General features: G+C 62.0%; 15 protein-coding genes. 9 read left to right on the plus strand and 6 right to left on the minus strand.

What is annotated here, in order from left to right; genetic code table 11:
* Nucleotides 1–95: 95 nt before the first annotated feature.
* From B0E50_RS11900 to B0E50_RS11910, 3 genes are all read left to right on the plus strand, one after another.
* Nucleotides 96–1,076: a transporter gene (locus tag B0E50_RS11900; RefSeq protein WP_254427267.1), complete on the plus strand. Its 981-nt coding sequence runs from the start codon at nt 96–98 to the stop codon at nt 1,074–1,076.
* A gap of 147 nt (nt 1,077–1,223) precedes the next feature.
* On the plus strand, nt 1,224–2,267 hold the full coding sequence (locus tag B0E50_RS11905; protein WP_077441434.1) for a hypothetical protein: 1,044 nt from the start codon (nt 1,224–1,226) through the stop codon (nt 2,265–2,267).
* Between the two features lie 39 nt (nt 2,268–2,306).
* A complete protein-coding gene (locus B0E50_RS11910; RefSeq protein WP_077441435.1) occupies nt 2,307–2,714 on the plus strand; it encodes an SRPBCC family protein in 408 nt (135 codons plus the stop codon).
* A gap of 163 nt (nt 2,715–2,877) precedes the next feature.
* Here B0E50_RS11910 and B0E50_RS11915 read toward each other — a convergent pair whose 3' ends face one another.
* Both B0E50_RS11915 and B0E50_RS11920 read right to left on the minus strand, forming a co-directional pair.
* On the minus strand, nt 2,878–3,657 hold the full coding sequence (locus B0E50_RS11915; protein ID WP_077441968.1) for a DUF72 domain-containing protein: 780 nt from the start codon (nt 3,655–3,657) through the stop codon (nt 2,878–2,880).
* A gap of 444 nt (nt 3,658–4,101) precedes the next feature.
* A complete protein-coding gene (locus B0E50_RS11920; RefSeq protein ID WP_077441436.1) occupies nt 4,102–4,929 on the minus strand; it encodes a hypothetical protein in 828 nt (275 codons plus the stop codon).
* A gap of 458 nt (nt 4,930–5,387) precedes the next feature.
* Here B0E50_RS11920 and B0E50_RS11925 point away from each other — a divergent pair, with 458 nt between their 5' ends.
* The 5 genes from B0E50_RS11925 (at nt 5,388) to B0E50_RS11945 (ending at nt 10,006) form a co-directional block, all read left to right on the plus strand.
* Complete coding sequence (locus B0E50_RS11925) at nt 5,388–5,795, plus strand: winged helix-turn-helix domain-containing protein (protein WP_217343283.1); 408 nt, start codon at nt 5,388–5,390, stop codon at nt 5,793–5,795.
* A gap of 456 nt (nt 5,796–6,251) precedes the next feature.
* A complete protein-coding gene (locus tag B0E50_RS11930; protein ID WP_254427268.1) occupies nt 6,252–7,025 on the plus strand; it encodes an alpha/beta hydrolase in 774 nt (257 codons plus the stop codon).
* 112 nt (nt 7,026–7,137) lie between these two features.
* Entirely contained in the window at nt 7,138–7,548 is a 411-nt protein-coding gene (locus tag B0E50_RS11935; protein ID WP_077441438.1) for a nuclear transport factor 2 family protein, read from the plus strand.
* A gap of 56 nt (nt 7,549–7,604) precedes the next feature.
* Entirely contained in the window at nt 7,605–7,928 is a 324-nt protein-coding gene (locus B0E50_RS11940; RefSeq protein ID WP_254427291.1) for a DHCW motif cupin fold protein, read from the plus strand.
* Nucleotides 7,929–8,248: 320 nt separating this feature from the next.
* On the plus strand, nt 8,249–10,006 hold the full coding sequence (locus tag B0E50_RS11945) for an aspartyl protease family protein (RefSeq protein WP_077441440.1): 1,758 nt from the start codon (nt 8,249–8,251) through the stop codon (nt 10,004–10,006).
* A gap of 86 nt (nt 10,007–10,092) precedes the next feature.
* On the opposite strand, the gene B0E50_RS11950 is transcribed toward B0E50_RS11945, so the two are convergent.
* The 4 genes from B0E50_RS11950 to B0E50_RS11965 all read right to left on the minus strand — a co-directional run bounded on the left by B0E50_RS11950 (nt 10,093) and on the right by B0E50_RS11965 (nt 14,714).
* Entirely contained in the window at nt 10,093–10,470 is a 378-nt protein-coding gene (locus tag B0E50_RS11950) for a response regulator (RefSeq protein ID WP_256364089.1), read from the minus strand.
* A 100-nt stretch (nt 10,471–10,570) separates the two neighbouring features.
* Nucleotides 10,571–11,857: a divalent metal cation transporter gene (locus tag B0E50_RS11955; protein WP_077441442.1), complete on the minus strand. Its 1,287-nt coding sequence runs from the start codon at nt 11,855–11,857 to the stop codon at nt 10,571–10,573.
* A 147-nt stretch (nt 11,858–12,004) separates the two neighbouring features.
* Complete coding sequence (locus tag B0E50_RS11960) at nt 12,005–13,207, minus strand: cation:proton antiporter (protein ID WP_077441443.1); 1,203 nt, start codon at nt 13,205–13,207, stop codon at nt 12,005–12,007.
* An 82-nt stretch (nt 13,208–13,289) separates the two neighbouring features.
* The gene (locus tag B0E50_RS11965) at nt 13,290–14,714 is read right to left on the minus strand and encodes an MFS transporter (protein WP_254427269.1); all 1,425 of its coding nucleotides are present in this window, start codon (nt 14,712–14,714) and stop codon (nt 13,290–13,292) included.
* Between the two features lie 235 nt (nt 14,715–14,949).
* Between B0E50_RS11965 and rnk the strand changes: the two genes are divergently transcribed.
* Complete coding sequence (gene rnk / locus B0E50_RS11970; RefSeq protein ID WP_077441445.1) at nt 14,950–15,360, plus strand: nucleoside diphosphate kinase regulator; 411 nt, start codon at nt 14,950–14,952, stop codon at nt 15,358–15,360.
* Nucleotides 15,361–15,554: the final 194 nt, after the last annotated feature.

Consider the following 15,554-nt stretch of genomic DNA (forward strand, 5'->3'; position numbering starts at 1 on the left):
TGGCCATTTCATTTTCTCAGCAAGTGGCTATTCGTTCGAGCCACTTTGCTGCCTAGTCTGCTCGCAACGGGCGAACGGTGGAGGTGTCGGTGGTCATGCGATGGCGGTCAGGCAAGCCACGGCAGGCGCAACGGACGGCATGTCGTTTCGCGGCATGGCTGGTCCTGCTGCTGGGCATGGGCACGGCCTCGGCCCAGGACGCCGCCGCGCCGCGCCAGTCGCTGGACGACGCCTGGTGGACCGGCCCGATGCTGGCCAATTCCGCCGAGACGCTGCCGCCCGGACACCTGCTGATCGAGCCCTATGTCTACGACGTCAGCTCGAAAGGCGCCGATGCGTTCGGCTCGCGCGCCTACGTGCTGTACGGGCTCACCGAGCGGCTGACCGTGGGCCTGATTCCGATCATCGGCTACAACCGGGTCAGCCAGGGACCGAGCAGCTCGGGCATCGGCGCCGGCGACCAGATCGTGCAGGCGCAGTACCGGCTGACGCACTTCCACGAGGGCAGCTGGCTGCCGACGCTCGCCGTGCAATTGCAGGAAACCGTACCCACCGGTCGCTACGACCAACTGGCGCGCGCCAGCGACGGCATGGGCGGCGGCGCCTGGGCCACCGCGCTGGGCCTCAATGCGCAGAGCTATTTCTGGATGCCGAACGGCCGCCTGCTGCGCATGCGGCTCAACCTGACCCGCACCTTCTCCGGCGATGCCGAGGTGACCGGGGCCAGCGTCTACGGCACGGCGCCCGGCTTCCGCGGCACGGCCCGGCCGGGCGACGCGTTCTACATCGGCAGCTCGTTCGAATACAGCCTCACTCGTCGCTGGGTGCTGGCACTGGATCTGTTCCGCAGCCATGACGGCGCCAGCCGGGTGAACGGCTATACCGATCCGCTCGATGCCTTGCCTGCGCCGGTAAACCTGCGCACCGGCGCCAGCGACGCCTACGGTTACGCACCCGCGGTCGAATACAGCTGGACGCCGAATCTCGGCGTGCTGCTGGGCGCGCGCGTGATCGCGGGCGGCCACAACACCCCGCGTTCGCTGACGCCGGCCATTGCGATCAACTATGTCCACTGATGGGCGTCAAACCGGCCAGAACATCGCGCCCGCTCGGGCTTGGGCGGGCAGGCAAGGCGGCGAGTCGGTGTTTCGGTGGCGGCGTGGGCAACGAGCCTTGCTCCGTGACGTATTCCAACCCAGAGGGTAATCGTGATGCATACAAAGATGATCTTGCGGGCAGGCCTGCTTGTGCTGCTGGCGACCGGATGGCAGTCGTCGTCGGCCGCGGGCACCCAGGGTGACGATCAGCAGCATGCCTTCGATTTTCATTTCGGCACCTGGGCGACGCAGATCATGAGCCGGGACGTGACGGCGTCGGGTGTCGACAAGTGGGTCAAGTTCAGCGGGACGGTGATCGACCAGCCCTTGTGGCAGGGGCGGGCCAATCTGGAAAAGATCGAAGCCTCCGGATCGGGCAGTCACTTCCAGGGCCTGACGCTGTTTCTGTACAACCCGAAGTCCGGGCAATGGAGCGAGCAGTTCGCCGGCAGCAGCGATGGCATCATGCAGGAAGCTTCGTATGGCTCGTTCAAGGATGGACGCGGTGTGTTTTATGGCTGGACCGAGTCTGCGGGCAAGCGGGTTTTCGAGCGCGACGTGTGGTCGAACATCACGCCGGATTCCTACCATTACGAGATTGCGTCTTCGCCCGATGGCGGCAAGACCTGGGTCACCCACTTCGTTGCGCAGCTCACCCGGCTGAAGAAGAGCTCCGATGACCCTGCACGCTACACGCCGGGCACGGGAGCGGAACATGACTTCGATTTCAACCTGGGGCACTGGGCGACGCGGATACGGGCCGTGTTGGATCCGCTGTCCTCACCTAATGCGTGGAGCGATTTGAGCGGCACGCATCAGGTGTATCGCGTCTGGGACGACTGGGCCAATGTAGGCCAACTCGAAGTCGATGGGCCGAAGGGTCACATCGAGGATCTGGCGCTTCGCCTGTACGACCGCAAGACGCAGCAGTGGCGCGTCTATTTCGCGGACAGCAAGTCCGGCACGCTGGAAAAGCCGATGGTGGGCGAATTCAAAGATGGCGTGGGCAGCTTCATCGGCATGGACGAGATCGACGGCAAGACCGTGTTGACCCGGAACGTCTGGTCGCACATTACCGCGACATCCTGCCAACAGGACTGGGCCATTTCCGCGGACGCAGGCAAGAGCTGGGTACCTACCTGGACGTCCACCGACACGCTCGGTGGCTGATCGCAATGAGCAAACGCAACCATTTGACGAGGAGGTGCCATGGCTTCGATCTACAAGGAAATTCTGCTTGATGCCGACCCCGCGGACGTCTGGGCGGCCATCAGCGACGTCGGCGCCGCCCACATACGCCTCGTGCCGGGCGTGCTGGTGGATGCAAGGCTCGATGGCGACGCCAGGATCGTCACGTTCGCCAACGGCATGGTGGCGCGCGAGCTGATCGTCACGCTCGATCACGATGCCCGCCGGTTCGTCTACGCATCCGTCGGTGGCCGAGCCGTGCATCACGACGCGTCCTTCCAGGTCTTTCCCGATGGCGAGCACGGCACACGTCTGGTCTGGATCACCGACGTTCTGCCTGATGCCTTGGTCGAACCCATCGGCCAGAACATGGATCTGGGCGCTGCGGCCATGAAGCGGACACTGGAACGGGAGGCAGGCGCCAGGTGACTTCGCCTTGGTTTGTGCCGGGGCGGCGCTGCGCATGGTCCGGCCAGCGAACGCGGCCGCTTCTTCACGCAGGATCCAAATCGAAAGGCCTTCCGGCACCGTGTTCTCCGACGTTGTCGTCGGCAATGCGCAACCTGCGGTGCGAAGGCGAAGGAAGTGAACGTCAGGTCGACGGCTCGTCATCCCTCAGGTCATCGAGCATGTCCAGGGCATTGGCTGTGGCATGACCCAGCGCGGTGTTGTCGAAAACGCACCAGCGCTGAGTCGTGTCCGATGCAGGTCGGCGCAGTTTGAGGGCGATCCGGCGCAGAGTCGCTTCGGGATAGCTGTCGTAGTAGATCTGCGGCGAACCGTGCAGGCGGAGGTATTGCGTGATCGAATCGCCCGCCGGCACCGCTGCCTTCGGCAGGCATGCGGGATCGGCGGCGACTCGGCTGATGCCGTGGTCTTTCAGCTGGCGGTCTACCGCAGGTACAAACCACGAGGCATGACGCGGTTCACAGGCGACCGGGCCCTGATGCAGGCGACGCAGCATCCCGAAAAACGGCACCGCCACTGACGCTGTGTAGGCGAGACTGGGTGGCAGTTGCAGCAGCAGGCAACCGAGCTTCGAACCAAGCTGGTGAACCTCGCCCAGGAAGGCCTGCAGCGGCGTGATGCAGTCGGACAACCGTGCATGGTGGCTGATGGAACGCGGCATCTTCACCGCAAAGCGGAAGTCGCCCGATACCGACGCCGCCCAGCGGGCATAGGTGAGGGGCCGATGCGAGCGATAGAACGATGAGTTGATTTCCACCGCGTTGAACACCCGGGCATAGCGTTGCAGGTGGCTGCCGCTCTCCGGAAATTGCCCTGCGAAGACTTTGGGAATGACCCACCCCGCACAGCCGACGTACAGCTTCGGCTGGCATAGGGGGCGCGCGCTGCCTTTTGCCGTTGTCACATCACCGCTGCCAGGTGGTCGATCGATTTCGATGGTTTTGGCGAACCCGCTTTCCGGTTTGCGAGCCAGAGCTGCTGCGAGGTCGTTATGCACCCCGCGCTGGTCGCTTCAGGGTTTTCGTATGAGGGAGCCGAGAAAACACCAAGCCGATCCATCGAGAGGAGGGTTGTCGACTTGGGTCTCGTTTCGCCCTTCGGAAGCCCATGTCGCAGGCGATGGAAGGGCGAAAAACTAAAGCGTGTCCGAGCGTAGGGGAGAAAACAATGGCGTGGGTATTCATACCCTTCATGGCTACATGGATGCCGCTGACCCGGGAACGATGAGAGTTTGCACACGGTTGCGGCAAGCTTCCCTGGCCAGGGACATCCTTGTCCGGCTGGCATCCTGGAATGCTCTACAGCTATGGACCGGTTAATGACGAGGCCTCGTTGGATTCGTCCGGCGTTACAGTCGGCCAGGATAGTTGCGAAGATGATAGACACGGTGCACGTGTGCGGCACCCATCCAGCCTCCGATGGCCGAAGCCAGCAAGGCCAGCAACGCGCTGATAAACGCGATCCATAGGGTCATGGCGAGATAGTGCGCCCCCCTGTCGGCTGCGGCTTTTGCCTCACGTTGTGCGGATTGGACCTCCGGAGCGAGGCGTGCCAGTGAACCAGCGGCATCAGCTTGCGATACGCCGGTGTCGGCCGCGAACAGCGCGCTCGCCGTCTCGTTTTCATCTGCGATGAGCGCGGCAGTGATTGGCCTGGAGGCGTCGCGATCATGATCCCCGGCTTGTGAGATCAAATGAGCGATGTTGGCGTCGAGAACCGTGACTGCAGCCGGAGCCATCATTGCCGGCCCTTGCGTCTGCGGTGCGGCCCCCGGATGTTGCGTCGCAACCATTCCATGTCCCGATATCGCATGCGATAAGCCGCATGCAATCCAAATGCTGGTAACGACCATCGAGACGCCCCACACGCTTACGCCGTACACGGCACCGGAAGTGTCGTCATTACGGCCATCAAACCAGCTGGCAAACATGCCGCCCAGAAAAAGCGATGCAACCCACGTGATGATCATCCAAATGGCAGTGCCGATTCCGATTCCCTTCGCGCTGCTAGCAGCGTTCCAGCTGTCAAAGCTGGAAAAGCCGAGGGCAAGGCCTCCAAGGTAGAGAAGGGCAGCGATTCCGGTGGCGATGAGCCAACCGGCGAAAATGGCGCGTAAGCTCAATGGTTGTATCGCGGCAGCATCGCCAGTGGCCACGACATGGCCTTGAATGGACATGGTTTTTCTCCTTCAAAGTGGAAGATACGGACGCTTCGTATCCAGCCGACGTCTAAGCACATCCACGCAGGAGCGCAATGATGACCAAAAGGGGGATCGGCACGCCCAGTAGCCACAGAAGCACATACCCAATGCCACCTTTTTGGTTGCCCATACTCTTGCTTTCTTGATCAATACGCATGTCATTCCTCCGGGGTGAGCGCGCCGAATCTATTTTGCGTTCACCCGAAAGTGCACCCGCATGTGTCGAAGCGCCGTGACGCGCGAAGTTTGAATGCGATTGACGAAGTCATTGTGCTGCGCAATCGATGCGAGCCCGCGAGGGGTCTTCTCATGACCCTTTGTTGGACTGACCGATTGTCACGCAGACGCGCGCGGTGCGATTTGGCTCCAGGAGAACATCCATTGGATTCACGTCGACCAGGCAAACTGCTCAAGGGCCCGCCGCGCACCCAGCCGTGAGCAAGCCGGCTGACCAGCGCGGCCGGTCGTTGGGAAGAAGTTGTGCAAAATTTGTAATTTCGTATAATTACGAAATGAAAAGGAAAAAGCCGGCATCGCTCGTGGGACAACTTGAGGCCGTCAAGGCCATTGCCAACGACAAGCGCCTGTTGATCCTGCACTACCTGAAAGATCCGGTAGCGCACTTCCCATCGCAGGTCGACGGCGACCTGGTCGAGGACGGCGTATGCGCCGATTTCATTCGCGACAAGCTGGGCATAAGCGCTGCGACCGCGACGCAGCATCTCAAGGTCCTCAGCCATGCCGGTTTGATACGCGGCAAGCGGGTCAAGCAATGGGTGTTCTACAAGCGCTGCGAAGACATCATCGACGTCGTACGGAATGAGCTTTCGGAAGGTCTGTAGCGCATGGGCGACATGCACTTTCACCGACGAGATCGGCGACGTACTGGCGGCGCGCCTGAAAGGCCGCATCGATGTCCACGAGATCGCGATCGCGAAGTTCATCCACCTTGGGGCGCAGGATTTGGCTGCAGCCGAAACAAGCCTGAGCATGCTCGGTCAATTCAGTAACGAAGCACCTGTTGCCATCCCTCTTTCAGGTAGGTCCGGGCAGTTCATCGAACACCACATCGCAAGGATATCGAGATGCACCGCAGACAGTTCCTCGGTTTTACCATGGGTACCCTGGCCGCTGGCGTGGCTGCCGGCTGCGCATCGCGTGTCGGCGCCGATCGCATGCTTGCTTCCGGATCGAACGGCACGCGCACGGATGCCGCAGCGTGGAATGCTTCGCGGCGGTTTATCAGCACACGTTTCGGCCGCATCGCCTATGCGGATCGCGGGACCGGTCCGGCAGCGTTGTTTCTGCACGGCTTTCCGCTCAACAGCTTCCAGTGGCGTGGTGCTTTCGATCGCCTGTCGCCCTATCGTCGCTGTATCGCACCCGATTCACTCGGTCTCGGTTACACCCAGGTCGCCGATGGGGTGAGCGTGACGCCCGCCACGCAGGTTCAGATGCTTGCGGCCTTGTTGGACCAGCTCGCCATCCGCGACGTGGACCTCGTCGCCAACGATAGCGGCGGCGCCGTCGCGCAGCTCTTCCTTACGCGGCATCCCGATCGCGTGCGCAGCGTGCTCCTCACCAACTGCGATGTGGAGAACAACTGCCCGCCGCCAGCCGTGATTCCCGTCATCGGATTGGCGAAGCAAGGCCGATTTGCTGACGAATGGCTTGCCCCATGGGTAGCCGACAAGAATCTTGCGCGTTCGGACAAGGGCCTCGGCGGGATGACATTCACCTATCCAGACCGGCTTGCCGATGAAACCATCGACATGTATCTCACTCCGCTGGTGGAGTCGCCGCAACGCAAGGCATTGACCAACGCCTATGCTGTCGGCCTCGCACCGAATCCACTGGCCGGCACGGAACCATTGCTCAGGCAGAGCCAAGTGCCTGCCCGCATCATCTGGGGCACCGGCGACACCATTTTTTCGCAGGCCGATGCGGCATACCTCGACAAGACGCTGCCGCATTCCCGTGGCGTGCGCCGAATCGACGGGGCAAAACTTTTCTTCCCGGAAGAGTTCCCTGATGTTGTCGCTGAGGAAGCGCGCAGGCTCTGGGGCGTGTAGGGCACGCCCGCGGTTGGAGTGCGCCGATTCGTCGCCGGCCGAGCAACGAGCGACATATCCTTCATGCGGCCATGGCGGTTGACAGATCGAATCCACTGCGCAGGCTGGTTTCGTGAAAGTGTTGGTCGACAGGAAGGAGTACATGATGGCCGACGTGATCTTGAGCATTCCCGATGCCCGCCGGATTGCCGAAGACTGGGTTGCAGCCTGGAATACCCGCGATCTTGAACGCATCCTCTCCCACTATGCGGAGGATGTGGTGTTCTTCTCGCCCAGTGTCGTCACGCGCTACGGAGAGCCGACGGGAGTGCTCCGTGGCAAGCATGCCTTGCGGGAGCATTTCCGCCAGGGGCTTGAAACGTTCGGAGCCAACGTGCGATTCACGATTCTGGATGTTCTCTCAGGCGTCAACGGATATACCGTCTACTACTCGCGCGAGAACGGCGCTGCCGTCGTGGACACGGTAGTTGTCGATGCTTTGGGCAAAGGCGTGCAGGTGCACGCGCATTACCGCGCTGCCTGACCCGGTGCTCCAGAAAACGGGCCACGAACAACTTTAAAGAGGAGCGACCGGTGAAAATGTCAGGCATTCCATTCGGTACCACCGACTGGTCGAAGATCGAGCGAACGGAGCACAAAGGAGAGCGCGGGTCGGCCTATTGGCGCACGCAAGACTTCGGAGCCATCCGCGTGCGCATGATCGAATACACGCCGGGCTATGTCGCGGACCATTGGTGCATCAAAGGCCACATCCTTTTTTGCATTCAAGGCGAACTTCATACCGAGCTCGAGGACGGTCGAAAATTCGTTCTCGGACCAGGCATGAGCTATCAAGTTGCGGATAACGCCGAACCCCACCGCTCGTGCACCGAGCTTGGCGCAAAGCTGTTCGTTGTTGATTGAGAGGCGTGTCCGTGACGAAAAGTGTCAGAGGAAAGTTCCTGATTATTTCGCAGGGATTGTGCCTTGGCACCATTCCTCAATCCGTTGACTTCACTCGGGTGATCGCGCCGGTAGCTGCGAAGTCGGCTTCTTGCGGAATGTCCGGGTCAGAACCACTTACCTGACGCCATTCTTTGCCTATCCATCCTTTACTACCAAGCTACTCCTTGAGCGGCTTTGGAGTTTTCGTCATGATGCTTCAAGCGCCCACACAAACCGGCGCTCGACGACTGGGCCTGCATTGTGCGGCCTTGGCATGCAAGGGGGCGATGATGATAAGGATGTTGCGTTTGGGCTGCGTGGCCATCAGCGCCTTGCTCACAAGCCACGCGTGGGCTGCGGGCTGCAAGTTGAAGGATTACGGCACGTTGCCGGTGGAAATGGTCAGCGGCCAGGCCACGACCATGGTGAAGATCAACGGGAACGACACGCGCTTCATCATCGATACCGGGGCCTTCTACAACACCATGTCGCGTGCCAACGCATTGTCGCTGGGGCTCAAGCTGAGACCGGCGCCGTTTGGTTATCGCATCAGCGGTATTGGAGGCACGGCGGCTGTCGAGTTCGCCCAGGTCGAGGAATTCGGCATTCTGGGAGCGACGCTCAAACATATCGGCTTCATCGTCGGTGGTACGGATACAGGCCACGGACTGCTCGGCGCCGACCTGCTCGATCTGGCCGATCTGGAAATCGATCTGGCCCATGGCAAGTTGACTCTGTTCAGTGAGGAACATTGTGGCAAGGCGGCGCTGGCGTATTGGTCCAAGGACGGTTACAACGTCGCCGATATCGTGCCGGCGGTGAATGCGAGCGATCGGAGCACTTTTCTCGACGTGATGATAAATGGCAAGAAGGTGCGGGCAGTGCTCGATTCGGGCGCGGAGGCCACCTTGCTCACCCGTCGCGCCGCCGAGCGGGTGGGCATCGACCTGAATGTCCCAGAGACCGGGGCTATCAACAGCTTCGGTATTGGCGCCAGGACGGTCAGGTCATGGACCGTATCCATTGATTCGTTCTCGGTCGGAACGGAAACCATCCAGCACAGCCAGATGCAGGTCATCGACGGAGATATTGGTGGCGGCGAAACCGATATGCTGCTCGGCGTGGATTTTCTCCTCGCCCATCACATGTTCATCGCCAACAGCCAGAAGAAGGTCTATTTCACCTACAACGGCGGACGCGTGTTTTCCCTGGCCCAGGCGCCGAGCGGCAGCGACAAACCGGATGCCGGTACTGCTGCAGACGGCAACGACGAGGCGCCCAAGACCGCGGCCGATTACGCCCTGCGTGGCGAAGCGCACCTGTCCCGCGGCGAACTGAAGGCGGCCGTGGCCGATCTGGACGAAGCGATCCGCATGGCGCCCGATAAGACGGCTTACTATGCCGCCCGTGCGCGGGCTCGCCTGGCAGACAAACAACCCGATGCAGCGCTGGCCGATCTGGACAAATCGGTGGCTCTGGATCCGAAGAATCTCGACGCGTTGCTGCTGCGTGCCGAACTTCGCTTGGCGCACAAGGACCGCGCGGGCGCGACGACCGACGTGACGGCGGCAGGCGCCTTGGCGCCTGCCGGATCGACGCAGGCAAGCACGATTGCCAACCTGTTTGTCCGGCTCGATCAACCCGTTGCGGCACTGCCCATCCTCGACGACTGGATTCGCCTGCATCCCGACGACGCGATGCTTGGATTGGAGCTCAACGAGCGCTGCTGGGCGCGTGGCTTGAGCAATCAGATGCTCGACGATGCCTTGAAGGATTGCCGCAAGGCGATCAAGCGCGATGGCGAACAGTCCGAGTATCTCGACAGTCTCGGCCTGGTGCAGTTGCGGTTGGGACATTATCCCGAATCGATCAAGGCCTACGATCAGGCGCTTGCGAAAAATCCGCATTACGCTTGGTCACACTATGGTCTTGGCGTGGCCAAAATCCGCAGTGGTCAGACGGATGCAGGCAAGGCCGACCTGGTCGTTGCGCGAGCACTTGATCCGGAAATCGAGGCACATGCCACCAAGTATGGCTTGACCACGGCGGTGCCATAGCATTCGCGGCTCAGAGGCTCTTGCCAGATATTTGCCAACAGCAGTCCAGCAGGGTCAAACGTCGTCCCTGTACTTGGTATAGGCAATCACCTCACTACCTTCTTCAAGGCTTCCTCGATCGCGTCCAGCAGCTGCTCCCCACCGAACGGTTTGCGCAGAAAGACGCCCCTCTCGGGAATCTCGGCGCAATGAACTTCCGGGTCGGCGGTAATCACGACTACGGCGATTTTGGGATATTGCACGATGGCCTTCTGGCAGATGTCGATGCCGCTCATGCTGCCGGCCAGCACGACATCGGCGACGATGACATCGATGCCCTGCGCATTCAGCATGTGGCTCGTGGCGCCGGCTGATCCCTGGGCGCAGATGGTCTGAAATCCATCGGCTGCGGACAGATGCAGGTCGATGGATTCCAGCACCAGCACATCGTCATCGACGATGAGTACCGTTTTATTCGCATCCACAGCCAACCCCCTAAGTCGTCATCCGACCCAGCATGGCACAGCATATGCCCAGTCAGCGACAGTCGGGCTCTCACTTCATCGCCGGCGATAGGGCGGCCGCTCATTTCCCCCAGGTAACGAACATCACCACTGCCGCTGCCGCCATCGCCGCGGTGGCGAGCCAGCCGAACAGTTTCATCGGCCATGGCATGGTGAACTTGCCCATGACTTTGCGGCTGGAGCCCATCAGCATCATCACGATCATCAGCGGTACTGCGGCCACGCCGTTGATCACCGCGCTCCAGTACAAGGCCTTGATCGGGTCGAGCGGGGTCAGGTTCAGCACGATGCCGGCGAGGCTGGCAACGATCAGCACGCCATAGAAGAACTTGGCCTCGTGCGGCTTGTTCTCCAGCCCGCTGCGCTGGCCGAATGCGCCGGATGCGGCATAGGCGGTGGCGCCGGCCAGTACCGGCACGGCCAGCAGGCCGGTGCCGATGATGCCGGCGGCGAAGAGGGCAAAGGCCAGCTTGCCGGCCAGCGGCCGCAGCGCTTCGGCGGCCTCGGACGAGGATTGGATGTCGGTCTTGCCGTGGGCATGCAGCACCACAGCAGCGGTGAGGATGATGAAGAAGGCGATCAGGTTGGAGAAGATCATGCCGATCGTGGTGTCGATGCCGATGCGGCGCAGGGCACTCGGCGCCTGCCTGGGTGCCTTGCGCAGCGACCTTCGCCGCTTGTTCGAACCGATCTCTTCCACTTCCTGCGACGCCTGCCAGCAGAACAGGTAGGGGCTGATGGTAGTACCGAGCAGGGCGACCAGGCCGACGGCGTATTTGGCATTCCAGGTGATCGGCGGCACCACGATGCTCTTGAGTACTGCCGGCCATGGCACATGGATCACCAGCACGGTCGCCACGTAGGCGAACAGACTCAGCGTGAGCAGCTTGAGGATCGGCGAATACCGCGTGAACGGGATGAAGATCTGCAGCACCAGCGACAGCAAGGCAAAGACCGCCGCGTAGACCAGCGCCGGCCCACCGATCAGCAGTTTCAGCGCGGCGCCCATGGCGCCGATGTCCGCCGCCAGATTGATCACGTTCGCCACGATGATGGAGGCGACCAGCCCGTACACCAGCGTCCTGGGGTAATGCGTGCGGATACCTTCCATCAGGCCACGGCCGGTGACCCGCCCGATGCCGGCACTGATCGCCTGGATCGCGATCATCAGCGGCATGGTCAGCAGGATGCACCACAACATGCCATAGCCGAACGCTGCACCCACCTGCGAGTAGGTGGCGATGCCGCTGGGGTCGTCGTCAGCCGCCCCGGTGATCAGGCCTGCACCCAGGTTCGCCCATGGCGGTGTTTCCAGACCGCCATCTTCGGTGTTTCTGCGACTAACCATGGCGGTTTCCCCTATGCGCAAGGTGCCGAGCCGAAGTTGGCGCACGGGACGATTAACTTCTCCAAGGTTGCAGCATCGGCGCATCGATGCGGTGAAGACGTGAATATCGGAGTGCCACGCGAACCGCGGACGTACTGGTGCAACCGGTCAGGTCGCGCGTGGTCGATCGATGGTTTCGTCACTGCCGCTACGTTTCAGCAGCCACGCCAGCACCGGCGGCGTCACCATCGCGGTGAGTAGCGACATCGCCACGATGATCGCGTAGATGCGGTTGTTGAATACGCCGGCAGCGAGGCCCAGGCTGGCGATCACCACGCCGACCTCACCGCGCGGCACCATGCCGAAACCGATGATGGTGGCGCTGCGTTTGCCCAGCGACAGCGCGCCGAGCCAACCACCGGCGAGTTTGGAAATGATGGCGATGACGGTGACCACGGCGAGCATCAGCAGGGCGTCGGCATTGGCCAGTTCGTGCAGATCGATCTTGCTGCCGGTGATCACGAAAAAGAACGGCGTGAGCAGTGCCAGCAGCGGCATGGTCTGCTGTTCCAGCGTGTGTTGCTGGCGGGTTTCCGAGGCGATCATGCCAGCCAGGAAGGCGCCGATGATCGCGGCCAGCCCGAACTGGGTGGATAGATAAGCCAGCCCTAGGCATAGCGCCAGCACGATCATCAGTGGCGAGTGTGGCGCCAGCGGTTTTTCCAGCCAGCTGGAGTTCCAGCGCATCACCCGCGCACCGCCCAGGCCGACCACGGCGATGAATCCGATCGCGCCGACCAGCACCAGTAGCAGGTGCGAGAGATTGAAGCCACCACCACCCTGCATCGACACCACCACGCCGAGCAGCAGCATGGCGAGGATGTCGTCGATCACCGCGGCGCCGAGGATCACCTTGCTCTCGGTGCGCTGCAGTGCATTCAGTTCCTGCAGCACGCGTGCGGTGATGCCGGCCGAGGTGGCCACGAAGGCTGCTGCCACGAACAGCGACTTGTCCCAGCTGAAGCCGCTGCCATGCGCCCACACACTACCCATGCCGAACGGCACCAGCACACCGAGCACGCCGACCAGGAACGCTACTTTGCCGACTTTTTTCAGGTCTTCCAGCCGGGTTTCCAGACCTACCGAGAACAGCAGCAGTACCACGCCGATCTCGGCCAGCACATCCAGCGGCGTCCCGGTGGCAGTCTGCTCGGGGGTGATCCAGTCGAGCAAGGACGGGCCGATCACGCAACCGGCGGCGATCTCGCCGACCACACCAGGCAGCTTCAGTCGTTGCGCGATCTCGCCGCCGATCTGTGCGGCGACGAACACGATGAACAGGGTGAACAGGATGTCGCTGGCGTGATGCATGCGGCGCACTCAGGCTGTCGGCAAGGACTCATGCTACATGCAGTCCACAGTGGCATGTTACTGATAGCTGTGCAGCAAAGCCTTATTTGGCCGCGGCAACCGAAGCCAGCGGACGGTCTCGACGCAAACGCCCGAACACCCGGCTGGCGACGGCTGTGATCACGCCGAGCAGGACCACCGTCCAGCGGAAGGCGACCACGTAGTCTTCATGGGCGTGACCCTGCAGCATCCCTTCCATCAGCAGGGTGGACAACGCAATGCCGAAACTCATCGCCAGGTACTGCGCGGTCGAGGCCATCGACGAGGCCATCGAGGCGTGCTTGATGTCCAGGTCGTTGTAGATGAGCGTATTCATCGTGGTGTACTGCAGGCCGGTGAAGCTGCCATAGCAGAAGGTCAGCGCGGCAATCACCCAGACTGGTGAGGTCGGGCCGAGCAGGGCAAAGCTGGCCAGCAGGACGGCCACGATCAGTGTGTTGCCGAGCAGCAGCCGGCGATAGCCGAAGTGGACCAGGGCGCGGTTGACCGCCCACTTGGCGGCGATTGAACCCATCGCCTGCGGCACCATCATCAGGCCGGCCATCAGCGGCGACCAGCCGCAGCCCACCTGCAGGAACAGCACCAGCAGCAGGAACATGCCGGAGATGCCGAGACGCGTGAACAGCCCTCCGGCCAGCGCCACCCATACACTGCGTACACGCAGCAAGGTGAGGTCCGCCACGGGATGCGCCGTACGCCGGCTGTGCCACACATACACTGTGCCGAGCAGCAGCGCGATCGCACTGCACAGCCCGATGTGCTCCCACGGTACGGGCTTGCTGCCGGCCAGTTCCGATGCGGTGAGCAGCAATGCCGAGGCCGCGGCAAACAGCAGGAAGCCGAACAGGTCGAAGCGGTTTGCATGTTCCAGACGGTAATCGGGCATGTCGCGCCGGTTCATCCACACGCCGGCGATCGCCACCGGTACATTGATCAGGAAGATCAGTCGCCACGAGGTGAACTCGACCAGCGCGCCGCCAAGCAGGGGACCCAGCACCGAGCCGAGCAGTCCGAAGGTGGCCACCGTGCTCATCGCGCGGACGAACTCGCGTTTGGCGATGCTGCGCACCAGTACGTAGCGACCCACCGGCATCAGCGAGGCGCCACCGACGCCCTGCAGCACGCGCGCCGCAACCAGTTGCGGCAAGGTTTGCGCAAGGCCACACAGCAGCGAGCCTGCACCGAACACCATGATCGCGGCACCGAATACGCGACGCGTGCCGAAGCGGTCGCACAGCCACGGACTTGCGGGAATCAGGATCGCCAGCGTCAGCACGTAACTGGTCAGCGCGGTGCGCATGCCCAGTGGCGTGACGTGCAGTGCCTCGGCCATTGCCGGTACCGCGGTGTTGACCACGGTGGAATCCAGCGATTGCATGAAGAACGCGGCGGCAACCAGCCACAGCAGGCCGCGGAAGCGTTCGCGGGTGGAAACCTCGGACAGTGCTGCTGGAACCGTCGCTGGCAAGGAGGCAGCGGAGGCGGCAGCGTGGGGATCTGCGGCGGTCTGGAGAGACATTGCCGCAGATGATACTTGTTATGACAGCTTGCTTTTCGTGAGTGGCGTCTGCAGAGTTAGTCCTGTTTCATCTGTCGTCACGCCCAATGGGCCATGACGGCGCTATAACGACCATGCGCGCCGAGGCGGTTTCGTCTCGGCGCGTGTTTTTGTGCGGCAGGAGCCGTGCGCAGGAGGAATCATCATGAGCACCAAGCCACCGATCACCGTGTCCCGCATCGATCTCGAACGCATCGAGGCGTTGCTGGAGCGCCTGCCAGCTGCCGAGGCCACGCATTTCGATGCGCTGCGCGCGGAGCTTGATCGTGCCGAGGTGGTCGAGCCCACTGCGATGCCGAAGGACATCGTGACGATGAACTCCACGGTCAGCTTCGAGGACGAAGGCAATGGCGAGAAACTCACCCTGACCCTGGTTTATCCAGCCGCCGCCGGAGCGCCTGGCACCGTATCAATCCTGGCGCCGGTAGGCAGCGCCTTGCTCGGGTTGTCGCGCGATCAGCAGATCGACTGGCCGACCCCCGATGGCCGTCAGCGGCGCCTGCGCGTGCTGGAGATCAGCTATCAGCCGGAAGCGGCGGGACATTACCACCGTTGAACCATGCTATTGCCGGGACTCAGGACTTGATGGTGATGCATGAAGCCAGCCAGGACAGTGCCGGCGGCGAGGACAGCAGCCAGATATTGCGGAGTACGCATGATCATGTCGTCCTCCGATGCGTTTGAACACTGTGTACATGGTATTGCAGGGGTTGACCTCGAAATCTTTGATTTTGCTTGTTCCGGCGACTG

The sequence above is a fragment of the Rhodanobacter sp. C01 genome (assembly GCF_002001045.1).
Lineage (GTDB): Bacteria > Pseudomonadota > Gammaproteobacteria > Xanthomonadales > Rhodanobacteraceae > Rhodanobacter.

Bases quoted from the DNA above. Each gene is read 5' to 3' on its own strand.
- B0E50_RS11900 (WP_254427267.1), top strand. From the start codon at position 96: ATGCGATGGCGGTCAGGCAAGCCACGGCAGGCGCAACGGACGGCATGT.
- B0E50_RS11905 (WP_077441434.1), top strand. From the start codon at position 1,224: ATGATCTTGCGGGCAGGCCTGCTTGTGCTGCTGGCGACCGGATGGCAG.
- B0E50_RS11910 (WP_077441435.1), top strand. From the start codon at position 2,307: ATGGCTTCGATCTACAAGGAAATTCTGCTTGATGCCGACCCCGCGGAC.
- B0E50_RS11920 (WP_077441436.1), bottom strand. From the start codon at position 4,929: ATGTCCATTCAAGGCCATGTCGTGGCCACTGGCGATGCTGCCGCGATA.
- B0E50_RS11940 (WP_254427291.1), top strand. From the start codon at position 7,605: ATGTCAGGCATTCCATTCGGTACCACCGACTGGTCGAAGATCGAGCGA.
- B0E50_RS11945 (WP_077441440.1), top strand. From the start codon at position 8,249: ATGTTGCGTTTGGGCTGCGTGGCCATCAGCGCCTTGCTCACAAGCCAC.
- B0E50_RS11955 (WP_077441442.1), bottom strand. From the start codon at position 11,857: ATGGTTAGTCGCAGAAACACCGAAGATGGCGGTCTGGAAACACCGCCA.
- B0E50_RS11960 (WP_077441443.1), bottom strand. From the start codon at position 13,207: ATGCATCACGCCAGCGACATCCTGTTCACCCTGTTCATCGTGTTCGTC.
- rnk (WP_077441445.1), top strand. From the start codon at position 14,950: ATGAGCACCAAGCCACCGATCACCGTGTCCCGCATCGATCTCGAACGC.